General features: G+C 61.5%; 16 protein-coding genes. 8 read left to right on the top strand and 8 right to left on the bottom strand.

Translation table 11 applies throughout. The features are described 5' to 3' along the window. Positions 1 to 86: 86 nt before the first annotated feature. From EJ070_RS02935 to EJ070_RS02920, 4 genes are read left to right on the top strand one after another with little or no spacing between them, the layout of a single operon-like run. Entirely contained in the window at positions 87 to 1,340 is a 1,254-nt protein-coding gene (locus tag EJ070_RS02935; protein WP_126089979.1) for a sarcosine oxidase subunit beta family protein, read from the top strand. A 17-nt stretch (positions 1,341 to 1,357) separates the two neighbouring features. Next, on the top strand, positions 1,358 to 1,666 hold the full coding sequence (locus EJ070_RS02930; protein WP_126089978.1) for a sarcosine oxidase subunit delta: 309 nt from the start codon (positions 1,358 to 1,360) through the stop codon (positions 1,664 to 1,666). A gap of 47 nt (positions 1,667 to 1,713) precedes the next feature. Further along, positions 1,714 to 4,725 carry a sarcosine oxidase subunit alpha gene (locus EJ070_RS02925; RefSeq protein ID WP_126095614.1) on the top strand — a complete coding sequence of 1,004 codons (3,012 nt, stop codon included), beginning with the start codon at positions 1,714 to 1,716 and terminating at the stop codon, positions 4,723 to 4,725. After that, the gene (locus EJ070_RS02920; protein ID WP_126089977.1) at positions 4,718 to 5,347 is read left to right on the top strand and encodes a sarcosine oxidase subunit gamma family protein; all 630 of its coding nucleotides are present in this window, start codon (positions 4,718 to 4,720) and stop codon (positions 5,345 to 5,347) included. The genes EJ070_RS02925 and EJ070_RS02920 overlap by 8 nt, the downstream gene beginning before the upstream one ends. A 398-nt stretch (positions 5,348 to 5,745) precedes the next feature. Here the strand turns inward: EJ070_RS02920 and EJ070_RS02915 are convergent, their stop codons facing one another. From EJ070_RS02915 to EJ070_RS02885, 7 genes are all read right to left on the bottom strand, one after another. Then, positions 5,746 to 7,425: a formate--tetrahydrofolate ligase gene (locus tag EJ070_RS02915; RefSeq protein ID WP_126089976.1), complete on the bottom strand. Its 1,680-nt coding sequence runs from the start codon at positions 7,423 to 7,425 to the stop codon at positions 5,746 to 5,748. Between the two features lie 47 nt (positions 7,426 to 7,472). Further along, on the bottom strand, positions 7,473 to 8,372 hold the full coding sequence (locus tag EJ070_RS02910; protein WP_126089975.1) for a bifunctional methylenetetrahydrofolate dehydrogenase/methenyltetrahydrofolate cyclohydrolase: 900 nt from the start codon (positions 8,370 to 8,372) through the stop codon (positions 7,473 to 7,475). Between the two features lie 302 nt (positions 8,373 to 8,674). After that, positions 8,675 to 10,384, bottom strand: a complete 1,710-nt coding sequence (locus EJ070_RS02905; RefSeq protein WP_126089974.1) for an APC family permease — start codon at positions 10,382 to 10,384, stop codon at positions 8,675 to 8,677. Positions 10,385 to 10,509: 125 nt separating this feature from the next. Then, complete coding sequence (locus EJ070_RS02900) at positions 10,510 to 10,935, bottom strand: group II truncated hemoglobin (RefSeq protein WP_126089973.1); 426 nt, start codon at positions 10,933 to 10,935, stop codon at positions 10,510 to 10,512. 5 nt (positions 10,936 to 10,940) lie between these two features. Then, positions 10,941 to 13,313 carry an aminomethyltransferase family protein gene (locus EJ070_RS02895; RefSeq protein ID WP_126089972.1) on the bottom strand — a complete coding sequence of 791 codons (2,373 nt, stop codon included), beginning with the start codon at positions 13,311 to 13,313 and terminating at the stop codon, positions 10,941 to 10,943. Between the two features lie 41 nt (positions 13,314 to 13,354). After that, positions 13,355 to 14,422 (bottom strand): GlxA family transcriptional regulator, encoded by a 1,068-nt coding sequence (locus EJ070_RS02890; protein ID WP_189350337.1) that lies wholly within the window; start codon positions 14,420 to 14,422, stop codon positions 13,355 to 13,357. Positions 14,423 to 14,565: 143 nt separating this feature from the next. After that, positions 14,566 to 15,909: an NAD(P)/FAD-dependent oxidoreductase gene (locus EJ070_RS02885; protein WP_189350334.1), complete on the bottom strand. Its 1,344-nt coding sequence runs from the start codon at positions 15,907 to 15,909 to the stop codon at positions 14,566 to 14,568. Positions 15,910 to 16,076: 167 nt separating this feature from the next. Between EJ070_RS02885 and EJ070_RS02880 the strand changes: the two genes are divergently transcribed. Further along, positions 16,077 to 17,372, top strand: coding sequence for an ABC transporter substrate-binding protein (locus tag EJ070_RS02880; RefSeq protein WP_126089969.1), 1,296 nt, complete (start codon positions 16,077 to 16,079; stop codon positions 17,370 to 17,372). Positions 17,373 to 17,395: 23 nt separating this feature from the next. Here the strand turns inward: EJ070_RS02880 and EJ070_RS02875 are convergent, their stop codons facing one another. After that, on the bottom strand, positions 17,396 to 18,154 hold the full coding sequence (locus EJ070_RS02875; protein WP_210211969.1) for an FCD domain-containing protein: 759 nt from the start codon (positions 18,152 to 18,154) through the stop codon (positions 17,396 to 17,398). A 267-nt stretch (positions 18,155 to 18,421) separates the two neighbouring features. Here EJ070_RS02875 and EJ070_RS02870 point away from each other — a divergent pair, with 267 nt between their 5' ends. The 3 genes from EJ070_RS02870 (at position 18,422) to EJ070_RS02860 (ending at position 21,188) form a co-directional block, all read left to right on the top strand. Further along, complete coding sequence (locus EJ070_RS02870; protein WP_126089968.1) at positions 18,422 to 19,555, top strand: aminomethyltransferase family protein; 1,134 nt, start codon at positions 18,422 to 18,424, stop codon at positions 19,553 to 19,555. Positions 19,556 to 19,626: 71 nt separating this feature from the next. Continuing rightward, entirely contained in the window at positions 19,627 to 20,226 is a 600-nt protein-coding gene (locus tag EJ070_RS02865; protein WP_126089967.1) for a dimethylamine monooxygenase subunit DmmA family protein, read from the top strand. Further along, a complete protein-coding gene (locus EJ070_RS02860; RefSeq protein WP_126089966.1) occupies positions 20,223 to 21,188 on the top strand; it encodes a PDR/VanB family oxidoreductase in 966 nt (321 codons plus the stop codon). The genes EJ070_RS02865 and EJ070_RS02860 overlap by 4 nt, the downstream gene beginning before the upstream one ends. The last annotated feature ends 49 nt before the right edge of the window (positions 21,189 to 21,237 follow it).

The raw sequence follows: 21,237 nt of genomic DNA, 5'->3' as shown, positions 1-21,237 counted from the left end.
TCCGCCGCTCGCCCCTTACTCCCGGCGGAGCGATTTTCGAACGACCAGCGAGGTCGCTCCAAGACTAAACGGCGGAATTTGACGCGATGAAATACTCGATCTTCTCCCTGGCGCGTGCCGCACTGTCCGGCCACAAGGGTTGGACGCGGGCATGGCGCGATCCGGCACCCAAGAGCCGCTATGATGTCGTCATCATCGGCGGCGGCGGCCACGGACTGGCGACGGCCTATTTCCTCGCCCACGAATACGGCATCCGCAATGTCGCGGTGCTGGAGAAGGGCTGGATCGGCTCCGGCAATGCCGGCCGCAACACCACTATCATCCGCTCCAATTACGGCCTGCCCGGCAACACCGGCTTCTACGAATTGTCGATGAAGCTGTGGGAGCGCATGGAGCAGGACCTCAACTACAATACGATGGTCAGCCAGCGCGGCATCATCAACCTTTATCACTCCGACGCCCAGCGCGATGCCTTCGCCCGGCGCGGCAACACCATGCGCATCAACGGCATCGACGCCGAACTCCTCAACGCAGTGCAGATCCGCAAGGAACTGCCGTTCCTGAACTACGACAACGCCCGCTTCCCAATCATGGGTGGCCTCTTGCAGCGCCGCGCAGGCACCGCCCGCCACGATGCGGTCATCTGGGGCTATGCGCGCGCTGCCAGTGAAGGCGGCGTCGACATCATCCAGAACTGCGAGGTCACCGGCTTTGTGCGCGACGCCAACGGCAAGGTGACCGGTGTCGAGACTACCCGCGGCCGTATCGGCGCCGGCAAGGTCGGCATGGCAGTCGCCGGCTCTTCGTCGCGCGTCGCGGCGATGGCGGGACTGCGGCTGCCGATCGAAAGCCATGTGCTGCAGGCCTTCGTGTCCGAAGCGATCAAGCCCCTGATCCCGGGCGTCATCACTTTCGGCGCCGGCCACTTCTACGTCAGCCAGTCCGACAAGGGCGGGCTGGTCTTTGGCGGCGATCTCGACGGCTACAACTCCTACGCCCAGCGCGGCAACATGCCGGTCATGGAGGATGTCTGCGAGGGCGGCATGGCCATCATGCCGATGATCGGCCGCGTGCGCATGCTGCGGCAATGGGGCGGTATCATGGACATGTCGATGGACGGCTCGCCGATCATCGACAAGAGCCCGATCGACGGCCTCTACCTCAACGCCGGCTGGTGCTATGGCGGCTTCAAGGCGACGCCGGCATCGGGTCTCGTCTTCGCCCATCTGCTGGCGCGCGACGAGGCGCATCCCGAGGCCGCGCTGTTCCGGCTTGACCGGTTTCGCCGCGGCGCGATGATCGATGAAAAGGGCCAAGGTGCCCAGCCGAACCTTCACTGAAAAGCGAGACTGGCGGAATGCGAATTGCATGTCCCTTCTGCGGCGAACGCGAAAACGGCGAGTTCACCTATCTTGGCGATGCTTCGCCCGAGCGGCCCAACTTCGCCGTCGATGGCCGTGAAAGCCCCGACCGTGTCGAGGATGCGTTCTACGACTACGTCTACTTGCGCGACAACGTAGCGGGTGTGATGCGCGAATATTGGTACCACGGCGGCGGCTGCCGTTCCTGGCTGGTGGCCGAGCGCAACACCGTCACTCATGAGTTTATTTCCGTGACGGCGGCTCCGGGTGCGGGCGCTGCCTCGGCGGTGCGGGCAGGAGAATGACGATGTCGGGCTATTCGCAATCCGAACCGCTCGCCAGGACAGCGCCGATGGAAGCCAATGCCCGCGCAGGCGTCACGCCCGCCAGCCAGTCGCACCGGCTGCCTAGCGACGGCATCATCGACCGCCGGTCGCCGCTCCAGTTTTCATTCGACGGCAAGACCATGACCGGGTTTGCCGGGGACACGCTGGCTTCCGCGCTCGTCGCCAACGGCGTCAAGCTCGTGGGGCGGTCGTTCAAGTATCACCGCCCGCGCGGCATCGTCACCGCCGGCTCGGAGGAGCCGAGCGCGCTCGTCGAGATGCGCTCCGGTGCCAGGCGCGAGCCGAACACGCGCGCGACCACGCAGGAACTCTATGACGGATTGATCGCGAACAGCCAGAACCGCTGGCCGTCGCTGCGTCGCGACTTCCTGTCGGTCAACCAGTTGTTCGCCCCGATCTTCGTCGCCGGCTTCTACTACAAGACCTTCATGTGGCCGGCGAAGTTCTGGGAGTCCATCTACGAGCCGATGATCCGCCGCGCTGCAGGCCTCGGCAAGAGCGCCGAATTGCCGGACCCAGACCACTACGACAAGGCTTGGGCCCATTGTGACGTGCTCGTGGTCGGTGCCGGTCCCGCCGGCCTGTCGGCGGCGCTCGCCGCCGGCCGCGCCGGGTCGCGCGTCATTCTCGTTGAAGAAGATACCCTGATTGGCGGCCGTCTGCTTAGTGACGGCGGCGAGATCGATGGCCTGGATGCCAGGGAATGGCTGCGCGGCGCGACTCGCGAACTCGTTTCTTTGCCCAATGTCCGTGTCATGACCAGGACTGCCCTGTTCGGCGTCTATGATGGTGGCACCTACGCCGCGCTCGAGCGCGTCAGCGACAACGTCGCTATGCCGGATCGTCATCAGGTGCGGCAGCGGATTTGGCGCATCGTTGCCAAGCGGTCGGTGGTGACCGCCGGCGCGATTGAGCGGCCGATCGTTTTTTCTGGCAATGATCGGCCAGGCGTGATGATGGCATCCGCCGTCCGGACCTATGTCAATCGTTTTGCGGCTCTGCCAGGTAAGCGTGTGGCGTTGTTTACCAACAATGATGATGGCTGGCGCACGGTCGAGACCATCGAGCGGGCCGGTGCCCACGTCGTGGCGGTAATCGACCCCCGCAATGAGGTGCCGGCGCAATACCAGAGACTTGTCGATACTTACGATCTGCGCGTGCTCGCCGGGGTCGTATCCGACGTCAAGGGCGGCGTTGACGGTGTGCGCAGCATCGTCGTGACCAACGACAAGAATGGCCTAACGCAGCGTATCGATACGGACTGCCTCGCTGTTTCGGGGGGATGGAACCCAAATGTCGGTCTGTCTTGCTTCCATCGTGGCAAGCCGACCTGGCGCGAGGATATCGCGGCATTCGTGCCGGGCAACGCGCCGAAGGGGATGGCCACGGCCGGTGCCGCCAATGGCGAGCTCTCGCTCGGCGCCTGCCTTCGCGAAGGCCATCGCGCGGGAGCCGAGGCGGCCGCCGAATGCGGTGCTGCCGGCAAGCCGGGAGAGGCATCTAAGGCGGACGATGAGGTCTATGCGATCGCGCCGCTCTGGCATGTTAAAGGCAAGGGCAAGGCCTTCGTCGACTTCCAGCACGACGTTACCGCATCGGACGTGACGCTGGCGCAGCGGGAAGGCTTCGAGAGCGTCGAGCATCTGAAGCGCTACACGACACTCGGCATGGCTACCGACCAGGGCAAGACGTCCAATATCAACGGCCTCGCCATCATGGCGGAAGCAAGCGGTCGCACCATTCCCGAGACCGGCACGACGATCTACCGTCCGCCATACGCGCCCGTCGCTATTGGTGCCTTCGCCGGTCACCACCGCGGCGAGAATTTCCATGCCACCCGGCTCACGCCATCGCATCGTTGGGCCGCTAAACAGGGTGCAGTGTTTGTCGACACGGGCCTCTGGAAGCGCGCGCAATGGTATCCGCGCGCCGGCGAGAAAGACTGGTTGGAATCGGTCACCCGTGAAGTGCTGGCCGTGCGCAACGGTGTTGGCTTCTGCGACGTCTCCACGCTCGGTAAGGTTGACGTCCGCGGCGCCGACGCAGGCGTGTTCCTCGATCGCGTCTATATCAATGCCTTTTCCTCGCTCGCGGTGGGCAAGGCGCGCTATGGTCTGATGCTGCGCGAAGACGGCATCGTCATGGACGATGGGACGACGTCGCGTCTGGCCGAAGACCATTACTTTCTGACCACGACCACGGCCAAGGCCGGGCCGGTGATGCAGCATCTCGAATTCTGCCGCCAGGTGCTGTTCCCGGAGCTCGATGTGCAGCTGACCAGCGCCACCGACCAGTGGGCGCAGTTCTCTATCGCCGGTCCGAACACCCGCAAACTGCTGCAGGCTCTGGCCGATCCGTCGGAGGATCTCACCAACGAGGGCTTCCCGTTCATGGGCGCCCGGGAGGTCAAGCTGCGCGGAGGTGTGACCGCTCGCCTGTTCCGCATCTCGTTCTCAGGCGAAATGGCCTTCGAGATCTCGGTGCCGGCGCGCTACGGCGCGGCGATGGCCGAGAACCTGATGATCGCCGGCAGACCCTACGGCGTGACGCCCTACGGAACCGAAGCGCTCGGCGTCATGCGCATCGAGAAGGGGCATGTCGCCGGCCCCGAGCTCAACGGCACAACCACGGCCGATGATCTCGGCCTTGGCAAGATGATGTCCAAGAAGAAGGACTTTATCGGGCGCGTCATGGCTGGCCGCGAGGCGTTGACGGCTCCGAACCGCCAGGTTGTCGTCGGCATAAAGCCGCTCGACCGGGCACGCCGCCTGCGTTCTGGCGCACACGTCATACCCAAAGGGGCGAGCCCAGGTCCGCAAACGGACCAGGGCTACGTCACATCGGTCTGCTTCTCGCCGATGCTTGACCAATGGATCGGCCTTGGTCTGGTCGAACGCGGGCGCGAGCGAATTGGTGAGATCGTCCGCATCCATGATCCCATGCGGAGCGAGGATTACGAAGCCGAGATCTGCAGCCCCGTCTTCTACGATCCAGAAGGAGTACGTCAGCGTGGCTGAATTTTCCTGGAACACCCAATCGCCGCTGGAGAGCGCGCTCGTCCCTGGTCACCACGGCGTGACCGGTACGCAAGTGGGCGTTACGCTGGAGGAGGTGCGCGACATCAGCCTGGTTCAGGTCATGACGCGGCGTGGCAGAGCGGCCGGGACCGCGAAGGCAGCCAAGAAGGTGTTCGGCATTGAGCCTCCGACCTCTCCCAGTGCCGCAATGGGTCGGCACGCTACGCTGATCTGGTCAGGCCCGGACCAGTTCATCGCCGTTTCTGCGCAATCGGCAGAGGATCAATTTGCCAAACTGTCAGAGGCCTTCGCCGGCGCCGCGTCTCTCTCCGACCAGTCAGATGGGCGCTGCCTGATCCGGATTGGCGGGCCCCGCGTCCGTCAGGCGCTGGCGAAGTTTTGCTCGTTGGATCTGGATGACAGGGCGTTCCCTCCGGGCGCCGCGGCGACAACCTCGATCGACCACACGGCGATGAATATATGGCGCGGGGCGGATAGCACGGACGGGCACGCTATCTTCAACATGCTTGTCTTAACCAGCTTCGCCGACAGCCTTTGGCATACGATTCTGGACTCCGCCCTTGAATACGGGGTTCAGGCGTCGTTGGCTCACGCCGCATAATCCTGCCGAGCCGATCGAACCTTTACCGAGGAAAACCGTTTCGGCGTGGCGTTCGCCGTTGCGCATTGACCGCGCAGCGGCGCTGTCACTGCTTGCCTCAATGCATATCGCGCAAAACTGCGCAGCGGTTTTGCGAAAACGACAGCATAAAAACAAGCTTAAGGCGCGTCGCCTGAACCCGTTTCAGCGTGACGCGCTTTGGAGCAATTCCAGGAAAAGTGTGTAACGGTTTTCCGTCCGGAATTGCGTGAAAACAAATAGTTAGAGCAGTTCAGCGTTTCCGTGAAACGATGAACTGATCTAGACTAGCGGACATCCTGGCAAAAAAGAAAGTCTTGGCACGATGTGCCAAGACTTGAAGGGCGCTCCGTGGTCTAGCGTCTTGGGGAGTACGGATTTCAGAACAGGCCTTCGATCTGGCCCTGCTCGTTGAGGAAGATCTTTTCCGAGGACGGTGCCTTGGGCAGGCCCGGCATGGTCATGATCTCGCCGCAGATGATGACGACGAAGCCGGCGCCGGCCGAAAGCCTGACCTCGCGCACCGGCACGGTGTGGCCGGTCGGCGCGCCGCGCAGGTTCGGGTCGGTCGAAAACGAATACTGGGTCTTGGCCATGCAGACCGGTAGGTGGCCGTAGCCGGCGTGCTCCCAGGCATGTAGCTGGTCGCGGATCGACTTGTCGGCGATCGCCTCGTCGCCGCGGTAGATGCGCTTGACGATGGTGTTGACCTTCTCGAACAGCGGCATCTCGTCGGGATAGAGCGGCGAGAATTGCGAGGCACCGGATTCGGCAAGCTTGACCACCTTGCGGGCGAGGTCCTCGATGCCGGCGGAGCCTTGCGCCCAGTGCTTGCACAGGATCGCATCCGCACCCATCGAGGCGACGAAATCCTTCAGCGCCCTGATCTCGGCGTCGGTGTCGGTGGTGAAGTGATTGATCGCCACCACCGCCGGCACGCCGAACTGCTTCACGTTCTCGATGTGGCGGCCGAGGTTGAGGCAGCCCTTCCTGACCGCCTCGATGTTCTCCTTGCCGAGGTCTTCCTTCTTGACGCCGCCATTCATCTTCATGGCGCGCACGGTGGCGACGATGACGGCCGCCGCCGGGTGGAGCCCGGCCTTGCGGCACTTGATGTCGAAGAATTTCTCAGCGCCGAGGTCGGCGCCGAAGCCGGCTTCGGTGACGACGTAGTCGGCGAGCTTCAGCGCCGTCGTGGTGGCGACGACCGAGTTGCAGCCATGCGCGATGTTGGCGAACGGGCCGCCATGCACGAAGGCCGGGTTGTTCTCCAGCGTCTGCACCAGATTGGGCTGGATGGCGTCCTTCAAGAGCACGGCCATGGCGCCGTCGGCCTTGAGGTCGCGGGCATAGACCGGCGACTTGTCGCGACGGTAGGCGACGATGATGTCGCCGAGGCGCTTCTCGAGGTCCTTGAGGTCGGTGGCCAAGCACAGGATCGCCATCACTTCGGAGGCGACGGTGATGTCGAAGCCGGCCTCGCGCGGGAAGCCGTTGGCGACGCCGCCCAGCGAGCAGATGATCTCGCGCAGCGCCCGGTCGTTCATGTCCATGACGCGGCGCCAGGCCACGCGGCGGATGTCGATGCCGAGCTCGTTGCCCCAGTAGATGTGGTTGTCGATCAGCGCCGAAAGCAGATTGTGCGCCGTGGTGATGGCGTGGAAGTCGCCGGTGAAATGGAGGTTCATGTCATCCATCGGCACCACCTGGGCCAGACCGCCGCCGGCCGCACCGCCCTTCATGCCGAAATTCGGGCCGAGCGAGGCTTCGCGGATGCACACGACCGCCTTCTTGCCGATGCGGTTCAGGCCGTCGCCGAGGCCGACCGTGGTGGTCGTCTTGCCTTCACCGGCCGGCGTCGGGTTGATGGCGGTGACCAGGATGAGCTTGCCGTCCTTGTTGCCCTTCACCGACTTGATGAACTCGGCCGAGACCTTCGCCTTGTCGTGGCCGTAAGGCAAAAGGTGCTCGTACGGGATGCCGATCTTGGCGCCGATCTCCTGGATCGGTTTCTTCCTGGCGGCGCGCGCGATCTCGATGTCGGTTTTGAATTCGGCCATGGTCATTTGCCTCGAAGATTGGGTTGTCGGAAATGCATGCTGCGGTTCTAGAACTGTGGCCTCGGCAGGTTGCTGGCGAGGTAGGCTGAGGTCAGAGTATTGGCCATCAGAAGCGCGATCGTCATTGGACCGACGCCGCCGGGCACGGGTGTGATCGCGCCGGCATGGTCCGCCGCCTCGGCGTAGGCGACGTCGCCGACCAGGCGGTTCTTGCCATTGCCCTTCTCCGGCGCGGCGACGCGGTTGATACCCACATCGATCACAGTGGTGCCTGGCTTCACCCACTCACCCCTGATCATTTCCGGCCGGCCCACCGCCGCGACGAGGATGTCAGCGCCACGACAAAGCTCGGGCAGATTCTTCGTCCGGCTATGGGCAACGGTGACGGTGGCGTTCGCGGCAAGCAGAAGGGTGGCCATCGGCTTGCCAACGATATTGGAGCGGCCGACGACGACTGCATTGAGACCGGAAAGATCCTTGCCATGCACGTGCTCGATCAGCAGCATCGAGCCCGCCGGTGTGCAGGGTACGAAAGCCGTATCGAGCTCGCCGGTGCCAAGCTTGCCGACATTGACAAAGTGGAAGCCGTCGACGTCCTTCTCTGGCGCAATCGCCTGGATGACCTTGCCCGCATCGATGTGATCCGGAAGCGGCAGCTGCACCAGAATGCCATGGATCGTACGGTCATGATTCATAATGTCGATAAGGTCGATCAGGTGGGCTTCGCTGGTGTCCGTGGGCAGCGTATGTTGCAGCGAATTGAAGCCGCATTCCTTCGCTGTACGCGACTTCGCGGCCACATAGACCTGGCTTGCCGGATCCTCCCCGACGATGATGACCGCAAGACCAGGCGTTACATTCTTCGAAGCGGCCAGGACGCTGCTCGCGCTTGTGACCTTTGCGATCACATCGGCGGCAACAGCCTTGCCATCGATCACCTCAGCCATCGCCTCGCTCCTAGAGAATGAAATACGGCATCGCTTTGCCGTCGAACGTCGCAAATCAAGTTGCGAAACCTTGCAATTATTTGGGCTGAAAGTCAACTATAAGGAAAAAAAAATTCATATGAAGAAAAAGAGATTTTCGCCTAGTCTGCCTCGATCAGTTGGCGGGCGGCTACGCCGGGCCTTCCACGGATCCAAAAAGAAGTCACCGCCCGGCCTTGCAGGCGGTGACTAAGCAACCGCGGTTCAACGCGGCCGGGAGGAGGGAACGTTTCCCGGTTCGAAGATGATCGGGCTGTCGCCGATCACAGTACGAAGATCCGGTTGGCGATCAGCACCACGATAACGCCAGCCACCAGCGTCGCGTAAGGCAAGATTCCGGCCTTCTTGGCTCTGAGATCGGTGGCCTTCATGCCGAGATCGTCCAGCATGTGATCGGGGAACTTGCCGCCGTCCTGGATGTAATGCCGGAAGCAGAATACCGGGAGGATCAGTGCCGCGGTTATCAGGCCGGCCCACAGCGCCATCGGATTCCAGACCTTGGCACCGGCACCCATGAAGATGGCGTTGACATAGGCGAATATCGCCCCGATCCCCAGCAACCAGGTCGGTGCCTTCCAGGGCCGCTCGATATGGCCGTTGTCGATCCGGTGGATCCAGCCGGCGTTGAGGTTGAGGAAGTTGAAGATGATATAGCCGCAGTTCGACACCGCGAGGATGAAGAAGAAGCTGGTCGCGTCGGCCGAGGCGATTGCCAGCACGATCAGGTTGAAGATCAAGTCGGTCCACATCGCCCGTGTCGGCGCGCCGTGCTCGTTGACGTGGCTTAGATAACGCGGCAGCCAGCCGTCGACCGAGCCCTGGTAGAGCGTGCGCGAGGAGCCGGCCATCGCCGTCATGATGCAGAGCACCAGCGCCAGGATCATCAGCATGACAAGCAGGCTGTGGATCAGGTTACCGCCGCCGACCATGCCGGCCAACGCGTCGGCGACGCCCGAGCCATCCACGATTGGCGTTGCCAGCATGCCGTTGAGGCCAAGCACGCCCTGGAAGGTGAAAGGCACCAGGATGAACAGAAGCATGCAGAGCAGGCCGGAATAGAAGATCGCCTTGAAGGTGTCGGTGCCGGGGTTCTTGAACTCCGACGTGTAGCAGACGGCAGTCTCGAAGCCGTAGGTCGACCATGCCGCGATGAACATGCCGCCGAGCGCCAGCGTCCATCCGGCGATGTTCCATGAGCCTGGGTCGGGCGCGTAGGCGGCGGCCAGCGGGACCAGAGGCGAGAAATTCGCCCAGTCGATCTGGCCGGTGAAGATCGGCACGACACCGACGATCAGCATCGGGATGATGACGAGCAGGCCGATATACTTCTGCACGCTGGCGGTGCCCAGGATGCCGCGATGCTGGATGGCGAAGATGATCAGCATCAGCAGCGCGCCGATGAAGAAGGTCGCGTTCAATGAGAAACTGACAGGCCCAAGCGTGTGGCTGAAGAGCGACCAGGTGCGGATCGCAGGCGTTGCGGCAGCCGTCACTGCCGTGATGGCGTCGGCGGGCGCCGTTCCGGCATGCGCCGCGATGTAGGCGGCCACCTCCGGCGAGGTCTCGGAGAAGACCGGGATCGGCGCCAGCGCATTGAGGATGTAGGCGGCTGCGATGGAACAGCCGAGCGACAGCACCGGCGACCAGGCGAACCAGTTGCACCACACCGACAATGGCGCGATGAACTTCGAATAACGCAGCCAGGCGGTGGCGCCATAAACCGAAGCGCCGCCGGACTTGTTGGGAAACAGACCGGCGATTTCGGCGTATGTGAACGACTGCAGGAAACCCATGATCATGGACACGGTCCAGATCAGAAAGGCCAGCTTGCCAGTCGTTCCAGCGATACCGCCGATCGAGAACAGAACGAGGGCGGGGACGCCGCTTGCCACCCAGAAGGCGCCTCGCCAGTCAATACTTCTATGTAACTGTCCCGCGGCTGCCTCCGCGTAGGTGTCCGAAAAAGCGCTCATAGCTTTTCATCCCATTGTTTGAGGTTGAGTGTTCCTGCGGTCCGGCTTCGCTTTGCCGGTTATTTTCTTTCCTGTCAGTCTTGTTTTGTTCACTTCAATAAAGACTGCCGACGACCTCCATGTCGTCAAGCGCTTCCCACCCCCCATTCCCCGAGATCATTGATCAGCGTCAGTGCGACGCGGCGGAATGCCAGGCGCATCTTGTCTACATGCGGGCCTGAAAGCCGCATTTCGGTCATGGCTCGATCCATGAGAGCCAGCCAGTCTTCGGCGTCGCCCGCCGAGATCGGCACATGCGCGTGCATGAGACGAACGTCCACGTGCCCGTGCTTTTCCAGATAGTGACGACGCCCGCCGAGAAAGCCGCACAGAAAGTTGAACTGTTCCTCGCGGGCGTGGTTGACGCCGTGTCCGCGAAAATGCAGTCGCAGCAACGGCTCTCCGCGGGGATCGGTCTCGATCAGGTCGTAGAAGCAGTCGACCAGACCGCGCAAAGCCGTTTCGCCGCCGATCTGCGCAAGAAGAGTTTCCTTGGCTGCTACTGGTTCCATATGCGTCAGGACTGCGGACGGGTTTTCTTGGGATCATAGTGCGATAGCGGGACGATCGTGGCCGGCAGCCGCTTCTGGTGGCCGTCGAGCTTGCCGATCTCGACCTGCGTGCCGACATCGGCATGGGCCACGTCGATGCGCGCCAACGCAATGTTCTTGCCGAGGATTGGCGAACGCGTTGACGATGTGACCTCGCCGATCTGCGCGCGCCCAAGGTGGATGCAGTCGCCATGGCCGACCGCGACGGCCCCTTCGATGTCAAGCCCGACCATCTTGCGCGATGGATGCTCCTTGCGCCGGATCAGCGCGTCGCGCCCGATGAAATCGTCGGGCTTGGACTTGAGCGGCACGGTGAAGCCGATGCCCGCCTCGAACGGGTCGGTCTGATCAGAGAAGTCATAGCCGGCGAAGATCAATCCGGCCTCGATTCGAACCATATCGAGGGCGGCCAGGCCCATGGGCGTCAATCCGTGTGCCGGCCCCTCGGCCCAGATCGCGTCGAAGACCTCGCCCGCGTGCTTGGGATGGCACCAGACCTCGTAGCCCAGCTCGCCCGTGTAGCCGGTACGCGACAGCACGACAGGTAGGCCCTGGTCATCCCCGATGCGGCCAACGGTGAAACGGAACCAGCCGAGTTCGGCGATCGACGGCTGATGCGGCGGCGTCCAGATTATCTTCTTCAGCAACTCGCGGCTCTCCGGCCCCTGCACGGCAATGTTGTGCAATTGGTCGGTGGAACTGCGGACCAGGACGTTGAGACCGAGCTTCTCCGCCTGTTCGCGCAGCCATATGCCCGAATACTCGTCGCCGCCGACCCACCGGAAATTGTCCTGACCGAGCCGGAACAACGTGCCGTCGTCAATCATGCCGCCATGCTCGTAGCACATGGCGGTATAAACGATCTGGCCGACCGCCAGCTTCTTCACGTCACGCGTCAGCGTGTACTGAAGCAGCGCTTCCGAATCCGGTCCCGTCACCTCGAACTTGCGCAGGGCGGAAAGGTCCATCAGCACCGACTTCTGCCGGCAAGCCCAGTATTCCTCGATCGGCCCGGCTTCTGCGTAGCTGTTGGCCAGCCAGTAGCCGCGATACTCCACGAAGTTGCGGGTCAGCTTGGACAGGCGGTCGTGAAACCCTGTTTCCTTGGTCATCTTTGGCTCCGAATCGGGAGTGGGGCGGATCGCCACGGCGCGTTGGAATTTCTCGGCCCCTGAATAGGTGCGCACATGGATGTCGGTCGGATTCCAGCCATTGGCCGCCGTCGTGTCGTCAGGGCATGCGGAGTTGACGCAGACGAGGTCGGTCAGCGCCCGCAAGAGTACGTAGTCGCCTGGCCGCGACCACGGTTCGTCGGCATACATGACGCCGTGCGCGTCGACCCCGGTATTGAAGAAGAAGTTGGCCGCCATCCAGCCGCCGCGCGGACCGACGCCGTATGAGCCGAGCGCCTTGTTGAAGTTTTCCGTGCAGTTGATATGGCCTGGATAGCCGATATCGTCATAATATTTCGCATAGCATGCCAGCGAGAAGGCGTCGTGGCGACCGCAAGTGTCCTGCACGACCTCGACCAGCGGCAGGAAATCCTGATCGTAGTACTTCGAATGCAGACCGGGCAACGGATAGGCATGCCCCATCGCGCTGCGCGTGGCGGTGACGTCGAGCGCATGCTCCTTTCCCTTGTCCAATTTGCGCGCTGAGAAGCACTGGAAATCGGTGCACTGGCGTCCGTCGACATCGACGATCTGAATATAGTCCCCGGCCTTGACGAAATAGGCCTCTGCCGTCGAGGAGTGCACGCGAAGATCGAGAACCGGATCGGCAAGCGGATCGGGCAAATCCCGGGAGGTTTCACGCAAGCGCACCGTCGCGCGCCGCACGTGGACGATCAGCGGCGTCGCAGTCTCTTGGCCGTCCGGCGCCATGTCGGTTCCTGGCGCGGCGATGACGAGCCAGCCGCCGCGCTTGACAGTCAGCTCGACATTGGTCTTCGGCGGCGTTGTCGCGTCGAAGAAACGAAGCCCGCCCGCCGCGGCGAGGTCGATACCACGGATCTCCAGTGCCTTGCGCAGCCGTTGCAGGCTGCCGTCCTGACTGGTTAGCAGCGCCTTCAAACCAGCAGCATCCGAGTTCGGACCATGGCCGACGATGCCGGCGTCAATGCTGCCCGACGCGTCGGCCACGACGACCTCGCAGATTTGGCCGCCCTCATCATTCGTTACGGTGATGCTGTCGCCTGCCTCAATGTCGATCAGCATCGCTCCGGCGCCGCCAACGATGTAGCGCTCGGTGCCGGCGGGCAGGGTCAATCCCCCGCGACGGATGATGCGGCTCGCCTGCGGCGGTCCACCGCGGACGGGAGGGTAGATCGTGTTCAGCATCGTTACCTCCTCACTGAGGCTGGCCTCAGCTGCTTCGTCGGCTACGCCGTCATCGACAACCTGTGTTGGGGTACTTCGGTGCAGTCCAATCCCAGCAGCGCCGGATCCATCAGATCGACACGCCCGTCCGCACGGGCAGCCAATCGTGTCTGATGCGGAGCGCATCCGTAGGCTTCGCGATAGACTTTGGAAAAGTGCGACGGCGAGATAAAACCGCAAGCCACGGCAACCTCCACGACCGGCAAGTTTGTGCTCACAAGAAGCAACTGCGCGCGCTCTAGGCGCAGTTCCATGTAGTATCGGTTCGGAGAGCGTCCCAACTCTCTGTCGAAAAGCCTTTCCATCTGCCGTCGCGATATTCCGCTCAACGCCACAAGATCGTCGACCGGCATAGGATCATCCAAGCTTGCCTCCATCAGGCCAATGACCTTCATCACTGCCTTGTGGTTGAGCTTGACCCGAGAATGAAGGGGCAGGCGCTGTCGCTCTCCCGCCGAACGCATTCGGTAAGCGATGGCTTTTTCGCAGATGCGATTGACGATGGCTGAACCATGGTCACGTTCAACCAGGTGGAGAAACATGTCGAAAGATGCATCCCCACCCGAGCAGGTATGCAGATCTCCATCATGTTCAAAGGCCGTCTGAGTGGACTCTATGCCCGGAAACTGCTCGCAAAAGAGCGGAAGCTGTTCCCAGTGAACGGCGCACCGGCGCCCGTCCGCCAGTCCGGCCCGCGCAACGACGATGGTGCCGCTGCCGATGCAAATGAGGGGAATGCGACGCATGCGGCATTCCCTTAGCCAGGCATCGAGTTGCCTGTTTGGGCGCGGGACGGCGCTGCCGCCGCAAATCACGGCGGCTGACGTGAAGTTTGACTTTTGGGTCCTCTCGCGTTCAGTTCTCAACGAGGAGTCAATGCCGACGGTCATTCGGCAACTCGACATTGTCGGTTGCCCGTCCTCCGATATGACTTGCCAGCTGTAGACGTTCCTGCCGATCGCCTCATTGGCCAACCGCAATACTTCCACTGCGCAAGAGAAAGCTTGAAGCGAGAAGTTGGGTAAGAGGTAGAAACTAAACGACCTGTGTGCGGTCTGAGCAGTCAGCATGCCGGCTCCCTCCTCATCAGCTGCCATTCTCTTCTTGGCGAACAACGGAGCGGGTGTTCTTCTCCTCTGCCCGGAACCTCACTGAACACGGCACGGAAGTGACCGTCAGCGGGGCTCCGGACAAGTCGCTGCGCAACGTAAGTTCAGTTGCGCAGATAGCTCTGCATCGTATCGTCCAGCGCGTCTTTCCACGGCGTGTGATGCTTCGGCGCCATGGAACTGGTCATCACGGACTTGTAGCTATTGTCCCGGAACCCCATGATGTCCTTGATCTTGTGCTTCTTCCACTGGAAGAACGCCTCGTTGGCGCCGTCAACGTCAAAACTTGGATAGTCGGTCTCGGCGATCAATTCCTTGACGTAGTCGCCCTGGTAGCGGATGGCGTCATAGCTATCCTCCCCAGCGTCTTCGGCCGCGACCCGCTTTTCGACATCGGCGATCAGTTCGTTCTTCGAGGCAGGCACCTTGATCCTGCCGAGGATTGCGTCACGCACCCACCATGCCTGCGCATCGAACATATTGAAGGTGTACCACTGGTCCTGCATGCCGAGATAAAACAGCGTCGGATTGTGGACGTAGACCACGCCTTTGTAGAGGTCAGCCGTGGCCAGCCTGTTCGCAGTGCGCAGTCGCAAATCGTCGGGCATGAACGGGAAATGGTGCTTGTAGCCGGTACAGAGGATGATCGCGTTCACGGTCGCGGTCGAGCCGTCCTTGAAGGTTGCGATGTTACCCTCGACCTTGGTCAGCAGCGGCACCTCTTTCCAGTTGGGCGGCCACTTGAAGCCCATCGGCTCGGTGCGATGGCTGACCGTGACCGACTTGCAACCGTACTTCCAGCACTGCGAACCGATATCCTCGGCTGAGTAGCTGGTTCCGACAATCAGTATGTCCTGACCGATAAACTCGCGTGCGTCGCGGAAGTCGTGCGCATGGAGAATGCGACCGTTGAATGTGTCAAAGCCGGGGAATTCGGGAACGTTCGGTGTCGAAAAATGGCCCGACGCGACGACGACGTGGTCGAACTCTTCCGAGTAGGATCGATCCTTGGGAAGATCGTGCACACGCACGGTGAACTTGCGGGTCTCCGGGCTCCAGGTCACATACCTGACAACGGTGGAAAATCGGATCCACGGGCGGACACCGGCCTTCTTCACGCGCCCTTCAATGTAGTCGAACAGCACGGCCCTGGGCGGATAGGACGCGATCTGTTTGCCAAAATGCTCCTCGAAGGAGTAGTCGGCGAATTCCAGACCTTCCTTGGGGCCGTTAGTCCAGAGATAGCGATACATCGAGCCGTGAACGGGTTCGCCAAATTCGTCCAGACCCGTGCGCCAGGTGTAGTTCCACAACCCTCCCCAATCCTTCTGCTTTTCGAAGCAGACTATCTCGGGAATCTCTGCGCCTTTCTGTGCCGCGGACGCGAAGGCGCGCAGCTGAGCCAAGCCGGACGGACCAGCACCGATAACGGCAATGCGTTTCTTCATTATGATTCTCCCATTGGTCTGAACCGGTTTTTGATAGATTGGTTCTTTTGGTTCAAACCAGTTATGATCGAAACGGCTAGCTTGTCAACTAATATTCATGGAAGGAAAATCAATTTGCGCCGGGATTGGCCTCGGTTTATGGACGGACGGTCGGTAGGGAGCGCATCATGAACGCCAGCAGCCTAGTGCAACGACTTGCAGTGAACGCCCAGGTCAAACGGCTTGGCGTCAGTGCACAACGTGTGGTCAAAGTAGGCTTTCTTGGGCCGCTCAGCGGGCCTGTTCGCTCTTGGGGGCTACCAGGGTTGAACGGCTGCCGCATCTGGGTGGATTGGATTAATCGCACCGGCGGAATGCTCATCGGCGGGACGCGGCACAACGTCCAACTGTTGGCCGAGGACTGCGGCTATGTTCCCGATCGGGCGGCGGAAGGGGCTCGGCGCCTCGTGCAGGATCATGGGGTAGGGCTGCTGATGATGCACGGAGGCGACACGTTCCGTCCGATCCAGGACTATCTCATGTCGCGCAAGATTCTGACCTCGACGCTGCTGCCGAGCGATCTTTCGCCCGACACACCGTACCTGATCGCGCCCAGCGAGATCCATCCCCTCTACAACGTCACAGCCGTCGAATGGCTTGCACGTAACCGCCCCGACCTGCGCCGCGTGGCGATGTGCAGCCAGACGGATGCGCTGGGCCTGCCTTCGCTGGCTACCTATCGGGCTGCCTTTGCGGCTGAGGGGATCGCGTCGGTGGGCGAGATCCGCTACGCGCCGGAGGCTACGAACGCCGACGAAATACTGCGTGCAATGCTGGCTGGCAGTCCCGACATTTTGTGTTGGTGCACGAGCTATGAGCCAATGGTTCACGCGCTGACCGAGGCTGCTTTCCGGTCGGGATTTCGGGGGCAGATCATTTCTTGTACCGCCGACTATTATCGGCGGCTGGTCGACCGGACATCGATCGATTTCATGGAGGGCTTTTTGTTCCAGTTCCCGGACTTCGACGATCCAGAGCTCCGCGACAAGGCCTTCTTCTTCAATCGCCCAGCCGAGTTCTACGCGGAGTACAATCGGCGTTTCCCGGACAGCTGGAGCGCGGTTTCCTGGGAATACGTTGCCACGCTCGATCTCTGGCATGCAGCGGTCGAGAAAGCTGGAACGGCAGCGCCTGTCTCGGTTCTAGCAGCGATGAAGCATGGCGGGCTCGGCGAACATGCGTTCGGGATAGCGAGATGGGCGGGCTCGGATCTGTTCGGGAATGACAACGCCCTGATCGGCGACTGGCCCGTCGTACGCATTACGAATGGCCAAGCACGTATTGTAGCCTTTGGGTCGGTTCCGGCTTGGCTGCAGAGGCACGGCGCCCGGTTGCGCGACGAAATGCGCGCGCTTGGGCTGATGTGGGATCAGCGCCATTCCAGTGTCTCCGGAGAGCTCAGCATCGCCGTCGGATCGGACTGACCCCGAATCGGATTGGCCGAGGCTCAATCTTCCTGCAGAAGCAGCTTTTGTTCCTCAATCAGCAGCAGCTTGGTGAATTCAACCGCACTCTCGATATCCCGGGCGATGATCGCGTTGAGCAGCGTGTTGTAACGGCGCTGGTAGTCCTGTATCCGCCTGGGTGTCAGATGCCGCCGGTTGAGCGCGGCGCGGAAGCTCTGGCGGCGAGCCTGGATCAACAGATCGTAGCATGACGTTAGCAGCGGATTTCCCGCGCCGCGAGCTACCTGACGGTGGAATTCATCCTCGAGCCGGGCGAACTCCGCCGCGTCGGTTTGAACCCCTTCCATGGCCGACAAGGTCTCGCTCAGTCCTTCAATGGCGCGCGGCGACATGTTGATGATGGCGAGCCGCATCATGTCGGGTTCGATGATTCCGCGCATCACCAAGAGGTCGAGCGGGCTCGTCTCGGCGGCAACACCTCCTGTCGCGTCATCGAGGACTGCCTGACCCTTCACGAAGCTGCCGCTCCCGGCACGCCGGCGAATGAAGCCATGTTTCTCAAGTATGTCCAGGGCTTCGCGAACCGTGTTCCGGGCGACGCCAAGTTCACCGGCCAACGTTCGTTCCGAGGGCAGTCGTTCGTCGGTGGTGTATTGCTGAGAGGTTATTCGCGCCAACAGCGTGTCCACCACGACACGAACCGTGGCAGTGATTGAATGATCCGCAATGAGTGCCAAGGCAGCCTCGTGTTTCGATGACATCAACGACGTTCCTTTCGACATCCGAAAGTTCGCGTCCATTTGCGATGGTTCTGGTTGGCCACGCAAGCCGCTGCCGATGACCGCGGCCTTTTGGCGGTCAGCTGATCGCGATTGCCAATTTGGCGTTTTGCGCACGTGTCCTGCTGTCCATTTCTGTTGGCCTTTCGCTCTTGCCTGCCTGGGTGCTTGATCAGTCATTTTCGCCCTAAGGCAAAAAATTTTAACAGGAGTATTGATTTCAACAACCATTTCCCACAAACTGGTTCAATAATTGGTTCAATAATTGGTATAAAAAAGGGGAATGCAATGACCAATTCCTGGAGATTCTCCACGCTCGCCGATCGCCATCGCGCGCTTGGTTCGAAGCTCGAAGACTGGAGCGGCATGGGCACCGCCTGGCAGTATTCGGGCGACCCGGAGCGCGAATATCTGGCGATCCGCACCAAGGCCGGCCTCATGGACGTTTCCGGCTTGAAGAAGGTGCATTTGAACGGCCCCGCGGCCAGCCACACCATCGACCGCGCCACGACCCGCAACGCCGAGAAGATCATGCCCGGCCGCTCAGTATACGCGACCATGCTGAACGACGCCGGCAAGTTCATCGACGACTGCGTGATCTATCGCATGGGGCCGAACAGCTGGATGGTCGTGCACGGCTCGGGCGGCGCCCATGAACAGCTCACGATGGCGGCTACCGGGCGCGACGTTGCCATCCGCTTTGATGACAATCTCCACGACCTTTCGCTGCAGGGGCCGCTCGCCGTCGACTACCTGAACAAGCATGTGGAAGGTATCCGGAACCTCAACTATTTTAGCCATATGCACACCTCGCTTTTTGGTCTGCCGGTGACGATCTCGCGCACTGGCTACACCGGCGAGCGAGGCTATGAAATCTTCTGCCGCGGCCAGGATGCTCCTGCGATCTGGGACCGGATCCTGGAGGAGGGCGCGGGCATGGGCATCATCCCTTGCCGGTTCACGACGCTCGATCTGCTGAGGGCCGAAAGCTACTTGCTGTTCTTCCCTTACGACAATTCGGAGAAGTATCCGTTCGAGAACGAAGGTCCTGGCGACACGCTGTGGGAGCTCGGGCTCGACTTCACCGTCTCGCCCGGCAAGGTGGGCTTCCGCGGCGCCGAGGAGCATTATCGGCTGAAGGGCAAGGAGCGCTTCAAGATCTATGGCGTCAAGCTCGAAGGCACGACGCCGGCCGAAGAGGGCGCGCCCTTGCTCAAGGATGGCAAGAAGGTCGGCGTGGTGACGATCGGCATGTACTCCAGCCTCAACAAGCACAACATCGGCATTGCCCGCATGCCGGTCGACTGCGCGGTCGACGGCGTGAAGATGACCGTTCGGAATTCGAGCGGTGAAATCCCCTGCGTCGCCCACTCAATGCCATTCTTTGATGCGGAAAAGAAGCGCCGCACCGCCAGGGGATAGGTCGCGGTGAGATATCGCAAGCAGGGTTCAAACCTGCAAACCAACCAAAACGGAGCCGAGGGTCAAAGTCAGTGTTAGAAGGCTCGATTCCAAGCCGCCCCGTCTATGGCGAGCTGGAGATACGGCCGGGGCGGCTGCATTTGATGGTCGCCGACGCCGAAGGTGCCGAGGCGATCCTCGATTTGGCCGCCTCCGCGCCCTCCGATTTTTTCGCCAGGGCCCACATCATATACATTCCCAAAACGACGGGGGACAAGTTCGTCGCCAGGCTGGAGCAACTAGCCCCCGCCCAACTCTATGTCGGCCCCAGCTACGAGGCCGCGCTTCCCCGGCTAAGGAGGGTCCTGGCGGCGGCGCATATGGGCCTCCAAGTCTATCTGGCAGGGACCGAGGGGCTGATCGGACGAGCGATGCTCGAGGCCACGCAGGTGGGTATCCCGCATTCCGCGATCCAGACGGAGCACCGCGGCTCCACTGTGCGCCGCGTGCAGTGCGTGCATTGCAAGGGTATCACTGAGGACGTGACGCACGATCCTTTCCAATGCGCTCATTGCGGGCTGCATCTGTTCGTGCGCGATCACTACTCCCGCCGCATAGCGGCCTTCCAGGGCGTGCGCGTGGACGCGGAAGATCCCGGCAACATTCCCGAATCGGTGGAGCGGTTCAGATGAGCGCAGGAGCTGCAAAGATACCCGTCAAAGTGGCCGAGGTCACGCCGGTCAACGAGCTTGTCACACGATTCAAGTTCGTGCGCCGTGATGGCGGTCCGATGCCTACTTTCTCGGGCGGTGCGCACACGGTCGTGGAGATGAACGACCACGATCGCGTGCGTCGCAATCCCTACTCGATCATGAGCGATCCCGCCGACAGGGAGGGCTATTCGATCTCGATCCGCCGCGATGACAATGGAAGAGGCGGTTCATTGTTCATGCACCGGCAGGTGAGGCCGGGGATGGAAATGGTCATCTCCAACCCGGTCAATCTCTTCGCGCTGGATTTGCGGGCGCGAAAGCACCTGTTGCTTGCCGGAGGCATCGGCATCACGCCGTTCCTGGCGCAGATCAAGCAACTTGCCGCCATGAATGGCAACTTCGAACTGCACTACTCTATTCGGACGGCATCCCTTGGCTCCTACACCGACGAGCTTGTGGCCAACTATCGCTCGCGTGTGCACCTTTACCATGACGACAGGGGCGAACTGATCGACCTGCCGGCCTTGCTCGACGGGCAGCCCCTCGGCACCCATGTCTATGTTTGCGGGCCCAAGGGCATGATCGCCTGGGTGCGCAAGACCGCGACGGCGCTCGGGTGGCCGCGCGAGGCGGTGCATCACGAAGAATTCCTTGCTCCTGCCTCAGGCAAGCCCTTCGAGGTGGTGCTGGCGCGGTCGAACAAGATGATCCATGTCGGCGAACATCAAAGCCTGCTTGAGTCGATCGAAGCAGCCGGCGTCGAGGCGCCATATCTCTGCCGCGGCGGTGCTTGTGGCCAGTGCGAGACGGACGTTCTCGAATATGAAGGAACGTTCATCCACAAGGACCATTGGCTGACACCGGCGCAATGTGCCAGCGGCACCAAGGTCATGCCTTGTGTATCACGCTTCGAAGGCAAAGCGCTGGTGTTGGATCGATAGAGTAATTCCAGGAAAAGTGTGAAACGGTTTTCCGTCCGGAATTGCGCAA

This window comes from Mesorhizobium sp. M1E.F.Ca.ET.045.02.1.1 (assembly GCF_003952485.1).
Taxonomy (GTDB): Bacteria; Pseudomonadota; Alphaproteobacteria; order Rhizobiales; family Rhizobiaceae; genus Mesorhizobium.
The sequence above is the reverse complement of the archived record's forward strand: the minus strand, read 5'-3'. Positions and strand labels throughout refer to the sequence as shown.